This window comes from Kaistia hirudinis (assembly GCF_014196455.1).
In the GTDB taxonomy this organism is placed as follows: domain Bacteria; phylum Pseudomonadota; class Alphaproteobacteria; order Rhizobiales; family Kaistiaceae; genus Kaistia; species Kaistia hirudinis.
On the sequence record NZ_JACIDS010000003.1, the window covers coordinates 290,202 to 302,323 of the forward strand.

Consider the following 12,122-nt stretch of genomic DNA (forward strand, 5'->3'; position numbering starts at 1 on the left):
GGCATGACGGTCAGTCTCGACGAGCAGCTTCCGGCGCGCCCAACCAGGCGTTGGCGGCCCCGGGTGTGGCGCCGCGTCGGCACGCGCATGCTGCGCGCCATCGGCCCGCATCTGTTCTCGAGCCTGACGCGCCGCATCGTCGTCCTCAACCTTGCGGCGCTGATCGTCCTCGTCTCGGGCATTCTCTATCTCAACCAGTTCCGCGCCGGCCTGATCGATGCGCGGCTGGAGAGCCTGCTGACGCAGGGCGAGATCATCGCCGGCGCCGTCGCCGCCTCGGCGAGCGTCGAGACCAACAACATCACGATCGATCCCGACAAGCTGCTGGAGCAGCAGGCCGGCGAGAGCCTGTCACCCGGCCTCGGCCAGATCGAGGGTCTCGATTTTCCGATCAATCCCGAGCGCGTCGCGCCGGTGCTGCGCCGCCTGATCTCCCCGACCCGAACCCGGGCGCGGATCTATGATCGCGACGGCAGCATGATCCTCGATTCCTCGCATCTCTATTCGCGCGGGCAGGTGCTGCGTTTCGAGCTGCCGACCAATCCCGAGGACGAGCCGGCGCTGTTCGATCGCATCTGGGAATGGGTCAAGATCCACCTCCAGCGCGACGACCTGCCGATCTATCACGAGCTGTCGGGCCTCAATGGCAAGGGCTATCCCGAGGTGGCGGCCGCGCTCGACGGCAATCCCTCCTCGATCGTGCGCATCACCGAGCGCGGCGAGCTGATCGTCTCCGTCGCGGTGCCGATCCAGCGCTATCGCTCGGTGCTCGGCGTGCTGCTCCTCTCGACGCAGGGCGGCGACATCGACCAGATCGTGCATGCCGAGCGCATGGCGATCGTGCGCGTCTTCCTCGTCTCGGCCGCCGTCGTGGTGGTGCTGTCGATCCTGCTCGCCGGCACGATCGCCGCGCCGCTGCGCCGCCTCGCCGATGCGGCGGACCGCGTGCGCCGCGGCGTCTCCTCGCGCCCGCAGATCCCGGACTATTCGAGCCGCCAGGACGAGATCGGCCATCTCTCTGTGGCGCTGCGCGAGATGACGCAGTCGCTGTTCAACCGGATCGAGGCGATCGAGAGCTTCGCCGCCGATGTCAGCCACGAGCTCAAGAACCCGCTGACCTCGCTCCGGAGTGCGGTGGAGACGCTGCCGCTCGCCAAGACCGCGGCATCCAAGGCGCGGCTGACCGAGATCATCCAGCACGACGTCCAGCGCCTCAACCGGCTGATCAGCGACATTTCCGACGCCTCCCGCCTCGATGCGGAGCTGGCGCGGCAGGACGCGCTGCCCGTCGATGTCGCCAAGATCGCGGAGACGGTGGTCGCCATCGCCCGCGAGATCGCCGCGCCCGAAGGGCCGCAGATCAAGCTCGAGATCGCGCGTTCGGACATTCCCGACGCCTATGTCGTGCTCGGCCATGACGGCCGCCTCGGCCAGGTCCTCACCAATCTGCTCGACAATGCCCGCTCCTTCACGCCGAAGGAGGGCACGGTCCGCGTCTCGATCAAGCGCAGCGGCGCTTCCGTCGATGTGGTCGTCGAGGATGACGGGCCGGGCATTCGCGCCGAGCAGGTCGAGCGCATCTTCGAGCGCTTCTATACCGATCGTCCGGAACAGGAGGCGTTCGGCCAGAATTCCGGCCTCGGCCTCTCCATCTCCAAGCAGATCGTCGAGGCGCATCGCGGCCGCATCTGGGCCGAGAACCGGTCCGCGCGCCCCGGCGCCGGCAAGGATGTGCATGGTGCGCGCTTCACGGTCCGCCTGCCGGCCGCCACGGTTGGCGCCTGAGGTTCGAGATGAGCGAAGCCGCCGCCCCGATTCCTGCCCATCCGCGCAATGAGCTGCCGCCGACGATCCATGCCTCCGCCGTTCAGGTCGCGGGGCAGGGCGTGCTGGTGCGGGGCCCGAGCGGCAGCGGCAAGTCCTCGCTGCTCCTCGCATTGCTCCTCGCCGACCGCACCGGCAACCGCCTCGTCGCCGACGATCGGGTCGTGCTCGCGGTCGCCGCCGGCCGTCTCCTGGCCGCGCCGCCGGCGGAGCTCGCCGGGCTGATCGAGGTGCGCGGGCAGGGCATCCTGCGCCAGGACCACGTCCCGTCCGCGGAAATCGCGCTGGTCGTCGATCTCGAACCCGCGGCCGAATGCCCGCGCATGCCGGAGGCCGAGTCGGCTTTCGTCGAGCTGGCGGGCGTCCGCGTCCGGCGGATCCGCCTGCCGATCGGCCAGGCCGATGGCTGGATGCGGGTCATGGCGGCCGTGCTGTTTGCGCCGGCTGCGATTTAAGGGTAGCTGAAGAACCATGTCCCCCAGTTCTGAATTCTTCTTGCGTTGCGGAATCGTTCGGTCAAGATGCGGAGCCGTTCGGCGGGCTGCCATCCGCCCCGCGGCCGGGAGAAGCCGGCTCCACAGAGCCAATCGACCCGCAGGGCGTCGAGTAACGCGAATAGCAGGTAACCAAAGGGCATGATCGGGCTCGTCCTTGTCACCCACGGCCAACTCGCCACCGAGTTTCGCGCCGCCTTGGAGCACGTCGTCGGCCCCCAGAGCCAGATCGAGACCATCGCGATCGGGCCGGAGGACGACATGGAGCGGCGCCGCCAGGACATCGTCGAGGCGGTGCAGCACGTCGATGACGGCAGCGGCGTGATTCTCCTCACCGACATGTTCGGCGGCACGCCGTCGAACCTCGCCATCTCCGTCATGGAGGCGGGGCGCGTCGAGGTGATCGCCGGCGTCAACCTGCCGATGCTGATCAAGCTCGCATCGGTGCGCGCGGAGAAGCCGCTCCAGGCGGCGATCCAGGGCGCGCAGGAAGCGGGCCGCAAATATATCAATGTCGCGAGCCAGGTCCTCGCGGGCCAGTAGACGGAGCGGGCTTGAGCGGAAACGATTTCTCCCGCGATCTCGTCATCGTCAATCGCCGCGGCCTGCACGCGCGCGCATCGGCGAAGTTCGTCCAGTGCGCGGACGGATTCAACGCGACGATCACCGTGGCCAAGGACCAGAACGTGGTCGGCGGCACCTCGATCATGGGTCTGATGATGCTGGCCGCCGGCATCGGCTCGTCGATCCGCGTGACCGCCGAGGGACCCGAAGCCGAGGCGGCTCTGGCCGCGATCGAGCGCCTCGTCGCCGATCGCTTCGGCGAAGAGGAATAGGCCGCCGGCCTCAGGCGGAGCGGCCGAGCGCCGCGTGCCCGGCGAAGACGGCGTCGCGGCCGAGTTCTTCCTCGATCCGCAGCATCTCGTTCCATTTCGCCATGCGCTCGGAGCGCGAAAACGAGCCGACCTTGAACTGGCCGGCGTCCCAGCCGACGGCGAGATGGCAGATCGTGACGTCTTCGCTTTCGCCGGACCGTGCCGAGACGATCGTCCCGAAGCCAGCGGCCTTGCCGGCGTCGAGCGCGGCGCGCGTCTCGGTCAGCGTGCCGGCCTGATTCGGCTTGACCAGCACGGCATTGGCGGAATGCGCCGCAGCGGCGGCCTCGACGCGGGCGGCATTGGTCACGAGGAAATCGTCGCCAATAACCTGGCAAGTCCTGCCGAAACGGCTGGTGAAGGCGATGAAGCCGGCCTCGTCGTCCTCGGCGAGCGGGTCCTCGATCGAGAGGATCGGATAGGCGGTGAGCCAGCGGCCGAGCAGCTCGATCATCCCCTCCGTATCCAGCGCGCTGTCGTCGAGGGCGAGGCGATAGCGCCCGCCCCGACCGAATTCCGAGGCGGCCACGTCGAGCGAGATGCCGATATCGGGCCCCGGCGTGAAGCCGGCATCGAGGATGGCCGCAGTGAGTTCGTCCAGCGCCTCCTCATTGGTGGCGAAGGCCGGCCAATAGCCGCCCTCGTCGGCGACGCCCTGCAGCTTGCCGGCCCGCTTCATGCGCAGGCCGGTGGCGCGATAGACCTCGGCGGTCCAGTCGAGTGCCTCGGCGAAGGAAGCGGCGCCGGGCGCCATCAGCATGAAGTCCTGAATGTCGACGCGCCGCGCCGCATGCGCGCCGCCACCGAAGATTTGGATTTCCGGCACGGGGATGCGCACCGGGCGCCCCTGCGCGAGGTGGCGCCAGAGCGGCACGCCGGCCGCGGCGGCCGCGGCATGGGCGAGCGCCATGGATGTGGCGATCAGCGCATTGCCACCGAGGCGGCCCTTGTTCGCCGTGCCGTCGAGCGCGATCAGCGCCGCGTCGATCCCGGCCTGGTCGGCGGCGTCGCGGCCCTTGAGCAGCGTCGCGATCTCGCCATTCACCGACGCGACCGCGCGGGTCACGTCATAGCCGCCAAAGGCGTCGCCGCCATCGCGGAGGTCCACCGCCTCGCCGCTGCCCGTCGAGGCGCCGGCCGGGGCGATGGCCCGCCCGATCGCGCCGCCGGAAAGACGGATCTCGGCCTCCACGGTCGGCCGGCCGCGCGAATCCCAGACCCGCCGGCCGATGACCCCGATGATCTCCGTGCTCATGCGGAAAGCTCCCTGTTCCAGGCTACGCGGACCGCGTCGAGGCGCTCCGGCGGATCGATGAGAAGGCGGGCGGCGACGCGCCGGACATGGTCGCGATCGGCCTCCGCCGTCACATATTCGACCGGCGACTTGCCGTCGACCCGCGCGAGGAAGAGCCCCGGCAGCAGCCGCGCCGCGCGCCCTTCGAGCGCGTCAGCATCTTCGAACCGCACAGCCTCGAGATAGGCGGCGGCGAGCGCGTCATAGGCGGCGAGAAACGCCCCGCGCGCCGGCGGCACCCAGAGGCATTTCAGCAGCAGATGGTTGAGGCAGAAGGCGATGTCGAAGGCCGGATCGCCATACCAGGCGCATTCGGCATCGAGGAAGACCGGCCCATCGGGCCCGACCAGGATGTTCTTGGGCGAGATGTCGCCATGGACGAGCGCCTTGCGGTTGGCGAGGGTCGCCGCGATCAGCGCATTCAGCGCCGGGGCGAGGCCGGGATGCGCCTCGGCCGCGGCGGCGAGATAGGGATCGAGGCGGAGCGCCGAGAAGGTGGCGTCGTCGCCGAAGCGGCCGGCGATCTCCGGCCGGTTCGCCGTGCCGGCATGGATCGCGGCGAGCCGGCAGCCGACCGCCGCGGCGAAGGCCGGGTCCGCGCGACCGGCCTTCAGTTCCGCCTTCCAGACGGGATGGTCCTCGGGCGCGAGTAACTCCATGGCGAAGGCGCCGATCTCCGCGTCATGCGCGAGGATGCGCGGCACCGCGCCGGGGACGAGCGCGCCGGCCGCCGCCAGCCATTCGACCTCATTGGCATTGCGCGAGACCGGCGCCCGCCAGTCGCGGGCGACGCGGAGCTTGGCGAGCGCCCGCTTGACGGCGAAGCGGCGCCCGCCGGTCTCGACCCGCCAGATGTCCGATGCGACGCCGCCGGTCAGCGGCTCGGCCGAAATCGAAGCGGCGTCCGACGCGAGGCCCGCACGGACGAGCCACGCGGCGAGGGCCGGATCCAGTTCCATCAAGCGCTCCCCCAATGATTATAATCGTTTCAGGCGCGCTAAAATTCCCGTTGGATGGGCGCGCCGCTCGGTCTATGCCTATCCGCCGATCGATAGACATCGCGGAGAAAAAGTCCATGGAGCAGTGCTGGCGCTGGTTCGGCCCGGAAGATCCGGTCACCCTCGACCATGTGAAGCAGGCCGGCGCCACCGGCATCGTCACGGCCCTGCACCATATCTATGACGGCAGGGCGTGGACGATCGACGACGTGCTCACCCGCAAGGGCATCATCGAGCAGGCGGGGCTGCGCTGGAGCGTCTGCGAATCGATCCCCGTCCCGTCGGAGATCAAGCTCCGCAACGGCGCCTATCGCGACAGGATCGACGCCTGGAAGACCAGCATGACCAGCCTGGCGCGGGGCGGCATCCAGACGATCTGCTACAATTTCATGCCGGTGGTCGATTGGACGCGCACCAATCTCATGTGGAAGCGCCCCTCGGGCGGCTATGCGCTGCGCTTCGACATGGCCGATTTCGTCGCCTATGACGTCCATATCCTGAAGCGGCCGAATGCGGCGGCGTCCTATTCGGACGAGTTGCTCGCCGAGGCCGGCCGCCGCGTCGCGGCGATGAGCGCCGACGACGAGAACCGGCTCGAGAAGAACATCATCGCCGGCCTCCCCGGCGGCGAGGATTCCTATACGCGCGAAGGCATCGCCCGGCAGATCGCCCGCTTCGACGGGCTCGGCGACAAGGAGATGCGCGAGCATCTGGTCGAGTTCCTGAAGGAGGTCGCCCCGCTCGCCGAGGAGCTCGGCGTGCGGCTCGGCATTCATGCCGACGATCCGCCCTTCTCGCTCTTCGGCCTGCCACGCGTGGTCTCGACGGCCGCCGACGCCCGCCACATCCTCTCCGCGGTGGATGTTCAGGCGAACGGCCTGACGCTGTGCTCGGGCTCCTATGGCGCGCGGCCCGACAACGACCTGCCGGCCATGGCGAGCGAATTCGGCGCACGGGTCCATTTCGTCCATCTGCGCAATGTGACGCGCGAGGCCGACGGCTCGTTCTTCGAGGATGATCACCTCGCCGGCGGCACCAACATGGTCGACCTCATCATCGCGCTGACGCGCGAGGAGCGGCGCCGCAAGGCCGAGGGACGGACGGATTGGGAGATCCCGATGCGCCCCGATCATGGCCATCTCCTGGTCGACGACATCGACAAGGTCGAGAAGGGGCTGCGCGTCAATCCGGGCTATTCCTGCATCGGCCGCCTGAAGGGCCTCGCCGAGCTGCGCGGCGTCATGCAGGCGGTCGACCAGCTCGTTCCGGCCTGAGGCGGAGCGCCTGCGGGCGCGGCGGACACCGGTTCGCGCGCCGAGGACGCGACCTTGAGATGAGCCCGTTCGGCGCCTCCATGGGGCGTCGGACGGCCTCGCGCCTGCTTCGGTCGGGCGCGACATAATCTCCGGCGGGACCGCGGCGCCGCGGCCGACCGAGATTTGTGTTTTATGTGACAGGCCATTGTGAAAGGGCTGTGCGCGGCCGGCGCTTTGCCGGCGCTCCTGTCGTCTCTCGCCCGCGCGGCTCCCGATGGCCCTCGAAATCCTCTTTCACGTCGGCAATGCGATCACGCTGATCGCCTTCCTCTTCCGCGACCAGATCCAGCTCCGCGCCGTCATGATCCTGTCCATGGCGCTGCAGGCGCTCTATTACACCTGGCTGCCCGGCGGCCCGCTGTTCGATCCGCTGCTCTGGAAGATCCTGACGATCCTGCTCAACCTCGTCATGATCGTGCTCATCATGCGCGACCGGTTCGGCTACGACATCGAGGCGGATCTGCGTCCGCTGTTCGAGGCGATCAAGGTGCTCAGCCCCGGCCAGTTCCGCCGGCTGGCGAAGGTCGCGGCGCGCCGCAGCGGCCCGGTCCAGATCCTGAGCCAGGGCGTCGCGCCGGACGAATTGTTCTATCTGGTGAAGGGCGAGGCCGAAGTGGTGAAGGACGGCCGTCGCCTCGCGCTCGCGCCCGGCGTCTTTCTCGGCGAGATCGCCTTTCTCTCGGGCGGGACGGCCACGGCCGACGTCTTCCTGGCCGAAGGCGCGGAGGCCCTCGCCTGGCCGGTCGGCGAACTACGCCAGCTGATGGCGCGCGACGGGCGCATCGAGATCGGCATACGCGGCGTGCTCAGCCACGACCTCGCGGCGAAGACGGCGAAAAGCCATCTGCCCGCTGCAGAGCCCGTCGCCGCGCCGGCGCCCTGAGGCCGGCGTCATGAAGCGGACGCCTCAGCCGACCTTCTGATCGGCCGGCGCGGTCTCGCCGGCGAGCGCTGCGGCCTGCTCGACCCATTTGTCGCGCGCCGCGCGGCCCTTGAAGGCGAGGCGGTCGTCGAGCTCGGCGAGCTGCGCCGCAGTCAGGCCGGCGAGCTGCCAGAAATGGAAGATGCCGATCGCATTCAGCGTCGATTCGAGCTTCGGGCCGACGCCCGAGATCAGCTTGAGATCATCCGCGACGCCCGAGGGCGCGGCGAGCAGGATCGCGGCGAGCCCGTTCTTGCGCGCGCGGGGGCGTGCGCGCTTCGGCGTGATCTCGGCAACCGGCGCGCCCTCGGCTTCCGCCGGCGCGGGAGAAGCTTCCACGACGGGCGCGGGTGGCGCGGCAGGGCGCACGGGCTTCGCGATCATCTCGGGCCGATTATGCGTCAGCACGAAATCGCCGATGCGCGGCGCGATCTCCGAGCGGAAGCGCGAGCCGTTGAAAACACCGTAATGCCCGACCTTGGGCTGCACGTAATGCGCCCGCTTCTCGTCCGGCAGGTTGACGCAAAGATCCTGCGCCGCCTTGGTCTGGCCGACACCGGAGATGTCGTCGTTCTCGCCCTCGACCGTGAGCAGGGCGATGTTGCGGATCGCCGTGAGGTCGACCGGCATGCCCCGGTGCATCATCTCGCCCTTGGGCAGCGCATGGCGGATGAAGACCGTGTCGACGGTCTGGAGGTAGAACTCCGCCGTCAGGTCCATGACGGCGAGATACTCGTCGTAGAACTCGGTGTGCTTGGTCTGCGAGTCGCCGTCGCCTTCGACCAGATGCTTGAAATACTGCTTGTGCGCCGAGACGTGGCGATCGAGGTTCATGCCCATGAAGCCCGACAGCTGCAGGAATCCGGGATAGACGTCGCGCATGAAGCCCTGATGCGGGAAGGGCACCTGCATGATGACGTTCTTCTGGAACCAGTCGATCGACTTGCCCTCGGCGAGCTTGTTGACCGCGGTCGGGTTGACGCGCGTATCGATCGGCCCGCCCATCAGCGTCATCGAGCGGGGAATATAGGGGTCGCCCCGCGTCTCCATCACGGCCGCCGCTGCCAGCACCGGCACGGCCGGCTGGCAGACGGCGACCACATGGGTGTCGCCGCCCAGGAAATGCAGCATCGAGATGACGTAGTCGATATAGTCGTCGAGATCGAACGGCCCGTCGGCGAGCGGCACGGTGCGCGCATCGGCCCAGTCGGTGATGTAGACCTCGTGCTTCGGCAGCATCGCCTCGACGGTGCCGCGCAGCAGCGTCGCATAATGGCCGGACATCGGCGCGACGATCAGCATCTTCGGGTCGTTGCGCGGCCGGTCGAGGCCGCGTTCGAAATGGATCAGGCCGCAGAACGGCCGCTGCCAGACGACGCGTTCGGTCACCGGCACGCGCGTGCCGCCGACCAGCGTCGTCGGCAGGCCGAAGACCGGCTTGCCATAGCGCCGCGTCACGCGCTCGAACAGTTCGAGCCCGGCCGACCAGTTCTTGCCGAACGGCGTCTGCCCGATCGGGTTGAACGGGTTGCGCAGCGCGAGGCGCATCGCGTCGGCCGCGGCGCGCATCGGCGACAGCGCGGCGTGATTGAGCTCGTAAAGCTGGTAGTAGGAAAGAGGACCCATCTGACCGCCCTTCTTGGCCGGAGAGGCCTTGAGACGCCTGTGCCCGGCCTGCGGCGAGGGTCGCCGACCTTTTGCATCGCAATATGTAAGGACGAATTTATCCACGATGCAAGCTGCCAAAGACATCTATACTCCCGGTGGCGCCGCGCGCGATTACGCGGACCATCGTTGAGCCGGCTTCGGTCCGGCGCGAAGCGGGAGCTGCCGAGTGCCGCAGGGCGCGCAACCAACCCACCGGCCCGACGCGCCGCGTCTCAAGCTCGATACGCTGGTGCGCCTGCGCTGGCTCGCCGTCGCCGGCCAGACCATCGCCGTCGTGGTCGTGCGCTTCTGGCTCGGCTTCCAGATGCCGATCGGCCTCTGCCTCGCCGCGATCGCGCTGTCGGCCTGGCTGAACCTCTTTCTCAAGGTCCGCTATCCTTCCAGCCTGCGCCTGCGCGGCTGGACCGCGGCGCTGCTGCTCGCCTATGACCTCGTCCAGCTGGCGGCGCTGCTCTTCCTGACCGGCGGGCTGCAGAACCCGTTCTCGATCCTGGTGCTGGTGCCCGTCATGGTCTCCGCGACGGCGCTCGCGCCGCGCCTGACCGTGGCGCTCGGCGGCCTCGCCATCGCCGCGGTCTCGCTGCTCGCCGTCTGGCACCTGCCGCTGCCCTGGCACGCCGAGGCGCCGATCTCGCTGCCGCTGCTCTATGTCGGCGGCGTGTGGATGGCGCTCGTCTCCGCCGTCCTGTTCATGGGCACCTATGCCTTCCGCGTCGCCGAGGAATCGCGCCAGCTCGCCGATGCGCTCGCCGCGACGGAGCTGGTGCTGGCGCGCGAGCAGCACCTGTCGGCCCTCGACGGGCTCGCGGCGGCGGCGGCGCATGAGCTCGGCACGCCGCTCGCCACCATCGCCCTGGTGGCGAAGGAGCTGGAGCGCGAACTGCCGAAGGACAGCCCGCATGCCGACGACGTCGCGCTGCTGCGCAGCCAGTCGCAGCGCTGCCGCGACATTCTCGGCAAGCTCACCTCGCTCTCCACCCAGACCGACCAGATGCTGGACCGCTTCCCGATCAGCCATCTCCTCGCCGAGGTGGTCGAGCCGCATCAGGGCACGGGCGTCACGATCGACGTGCAGATGGCCGGCAAGGGCCCCGAGCCGGTCGGACGGCGCAATCCGGCCGTGCTCTACGGCGTCGGCAATCTCCTTGAGAACGCCGTCGATTTCGCGCATTCGCGCGTCGATGTGCGCGCAGCCTGGGACGAGGCCGGCGTCTCGATCGTCATCGCCGATGACGGGCCCGGCTTCGCGCCGGACGTGATGGACCATATTGGCGAGCCCTATGTGACGACGCGCAGCCGCGTCGCCGAGGCCGCCGAGGATCACGAGGCGGGCGGGCTCGGCCTCGGCTTCTTCATCGCCAAGACGCTGCTGGAACGCTCGCAGGCGCGGGTCGAGATGTCCAATCGCGCCGCGCCCGAACATGGCGCCGTCGTGCGCATCGCCTGGCCGCGCGAGGCGATGGATGGGGTGCGCGGTGGCACGGCGGGTGCCGAATCGGCCGCTCGGGGCCGGACGGAGACGCAAAAGCCTGCCGGATCGGCCCTTTTTCGGTCCTGAGGGACGAGTCGGGCTTGGCGGAACAACGCCGTCTTCCTATAACCCGCGTGGGATGGAACAAGAAAATCAAGGGAGGGCGGAGGCAAGATCCGATGACGGACATTGATGCGGCCGGGCTTTCCGGCGCCGATACCTCGCTCCTCATCGTCGATGACGACAAGGCGTTCCTCCAGCGGCTGGCCCGCGCGATGGAGTCGCGCGGCTTCATCGTCGAGACCGCCGACAGCGTCGCCGAAGGCATGCGCAAGGTCGAGCAGCTGCCGCCGGCCTTCGCCGTGGTCGACATGCGGCTCGAGGACGGCAACGGGCTCGATGTGATCGAGGCGATCCGCAGCCGCCGGCCGGAATCGCGCATGGTCGTGCTCACGGGCTATGGCAACATCGCGACCGCGGTGACGGCCGTGAAGCTCGGCGCCGTCGATTACCTCGCCAAGCCCGCCGATGCCGACGAGGTCTTCCTCGCGCTCACCCGCGATCCGACCGAGAAGGCCGTGCCGCCCGACAATCCGATGTCGGCCGACCGCGTCCGCTGGGAGCATATCCAGCGCGTCTATGAGCTGTGCGAGCGCAACGTCTCGGAGACCGCCCGCCGCCTCAACATGCACCGCCGCACGCTGCAGCGGATCCTGGCGAAGCGCGCGCCGCGCTGAGCGCCGTCAGAGCGTCTCGAAGCCTGCCTCCGGATCGAACAGACGGTGCAGCCGGTGCGCCGCCGCCTGGCCGAAGCGGATCGTCATGGCCTTGCGCCGCGCCGCCGGCAACGGGGCGAGCGGCGGCTCGCGCAGGATCTCGCCGCCATAGCCGTCCGCCATGATCAGGCCGGTGGCTTCGGGGAAGATCGCGGCCGGCACGCCATTGTGGCTCGCGAAATAGAAGCGGTCGCAGAACGGCCCGTAGTCGATCCACTTGCCGTCGGCGCGGAAATCCTCGATCGACGACTTGATCTCGACGATCGCGATCTCGCCGCCCGGTCCGAGCGCGACAATATCGGCCCGCCGCCCCGTCGCCAGCACCAGTTCGCTCACCACCGCATAGCCGCGCGCCCGAAAGAGACGCGAGACGCCGCGCTGCAGGAAGAGCGCAGTGTCGGATTGCCGCCCGTCGCGCGGCAGCGTCGGGGAGGTGGAAAGGGGGTAAACCATGAACGGATCATGCCACGGGCGCGGGACGCTG

General features: G+C 69.0%; 12 protein-coding genes. 8 read left to right on the forward strand and 4 right to left on the reverse strand.

Annotation, left to right across the window (positions count from 1 at the left end; translation table 11 throughout):
* The first annotated feature begins 3 nt into the window (after positions 1 to 3).
* The 4 genes from GGR25_RS11405 (at position 4) to GGR25_RS11420 (ending at position 3,154) form a co-directional block, all read left to right on the forward strand.
* Positions 4 to 1,785, forward strand: a complete 1,782-nt coding sequence (locus tag GGR25_RS11405; RefSeq protein ID WP_183398916.1) for a stimulus-sensing domain-containing protein — start codon at positions 4 to 6, stop codon at positions 1,783 to 1,785.
* Positions 1,786 to 1,793: 8 nt separating this feature from the next.
* Positions 1,794 to 2,279: an HPr kinase/phosphorylase gene (locus tag GGR25_RS11410; protein ID WP_183398917.1), complete on the forward strand. Its 486-nt coding sequence runs from the start codon at positions 1,794 to 1,796 to the stop codon at positions 2,277 to 2,279.
* A gap of 180 nt (positions 2,280 to 2,459) precedes the next feature.
* Entirely contained in the window at positions 2,460 to 2,861 is a 402-nt protein-coding gene (locus GGR25_RS11415; protein WP_183398918.1) for a PTS sugar transporter subunit IIA, read from the forward strand.
* Between the two features lie 11 nt (positions 2,862 to 2,872).
* Positions 2,873 to 3,154 carry an HPr family phosphocarrier protein gene (locus GGR25_RS11420; RefSeq protein WP_183398919.1) on the forward strand — a complete coding sequence of 94 codons (282 nt, stop codon included), beginning with the start codon at positions 2,873 to 2,875 and terminating at the stop codon, positions 3,152 to 3,154.
* A 10-nt stretch (positions 3,155 to 3,164) separates the two neighbouring features.
* Here GGR25_RS11420 and eno read toward each other — a convergent pair whose 3' ends face one another.
* On the reverse strand, positions 3,165 to 4,448 hold the full coding sequence (gene eno / locus GGR25_RS11425; protein ID WP_183398920.1) for a phosphopyruvate hydratase: 1,284 nt from the start codon (positions 4,446 to 4,448) through the stop codon (positions 3,165 to 3,167).
* Positions 4,445 to 5,446 carry a phosphotransferase gene (locus GGR25_RS11430; protein WP_183398921.1) on the reverse strand — a complete coding sequence of 334 codons (1,002 nt, stop codon included), beginning with the start codon at positions 5,444 to 5,446 and terminating at the stop codon, positions 4,445 to 4,447. The genes eno and GGR25_RS11430 overlap by 4 nt, the downstream gene beginning before the upstream one ends.
* 116 nt (positions 5,447 to 5,562) lie before the next feature.
* Here GGR25_RS11430 and uxuA point away from each other — a divergent pair, with 116 nt between their 5' ends.
* Positions 5,563 to 6,759: a mannonate dehydratase gene (gene uxuA, locus GGR25_RS11435; protein ID WP_183398922.1), complete on the forward strand. Its 1,197-nt coding sequence runs from the start codon at positions 5,563 to 5,565 to the stop codon at positions 6,757 to 6,759.
* 256 nt (positions 6,760 to 7,015) lie between these two features.
* The gene (locus GGR25_RS11440) at positions 7,016 to 7,684 is read left to right on the forward strand and encodes a cyclic nucleotide-binding domain-containing protein (RefSeq protein WP_183398923.1); all 669 of its coding nucleotides are present in this window, start codon (positions 7,016 to 7,018) and stop codon (positions 7,682 to 7,684) included.
* A 24-nt stretch (positions 7,685 to 7,708) separates the two neighbouring features.
* On the opposite strand, the gene phaZ is transcribed toward GGR25_RS11440, so the two are convergent.
* Positions 7,709 to 9,349 (reverse strand): polyhydroxyalkanoate depolymerase, encoded by a 1,641-nt coding sequence (phaZ, locus tag GGR25_RS11445; RefSeq protein ID WP_183398924.1) that lies wholly within the window; start codon positions 9,347 to 9,349, stop codon positions 7,709 to 7,711.
* 208 nt (positions 9,350 to 9,557) lie between these two features.
* On the opposite strand from phaZ, the gene GGR25_RS11450 reads away from it, so the two are divergent.
* Positions 9,558 to 10,949 (forward strand): ActS/PrrB/RegB family redox-sensitive histidine kinase, encoded by a 1,392-nt coding sequence (locus GGR25_RS11450; protein WP_183398925.1) that lies wholly within the window; start codon positions 9,558 to 9,560, stop codon positions 10,947 to 10,949.
* Between the two features lie 92 nt (positions 10,950 to 11,041).
* Complete coding sequence (locus tag GGR25_RS11455; protein ID WP_183398926.1) at positions 11,042 to 11,599, forward strand: ActR/PrrA/RegA family redox response regulator transcription factor; 558 nt, start codon at positions 11,042 to 11,044, stop codon at positions 11,597 to 11,599.
* A 6-nt stretch (positions 11,600 to 11,605) separates the two neighbouring features.
* On the opposite strand, the gene GGR25_RS11460 is transcribed toward GGR25_RS11455, so the two are convergent.
* Positions 11,606 to 12,091, reverse strand: coding sequence for an MmcB family DNA repair protein (locus GGR25_RS11460; protein ID WP_183398927.1), 486 nt, complete (start codon positions 12,089 to 12,091; stop codon positions 11,606 to 11,608).
* Positions 12,092 to 12,122: the final 31 nt, after the last annotated feature.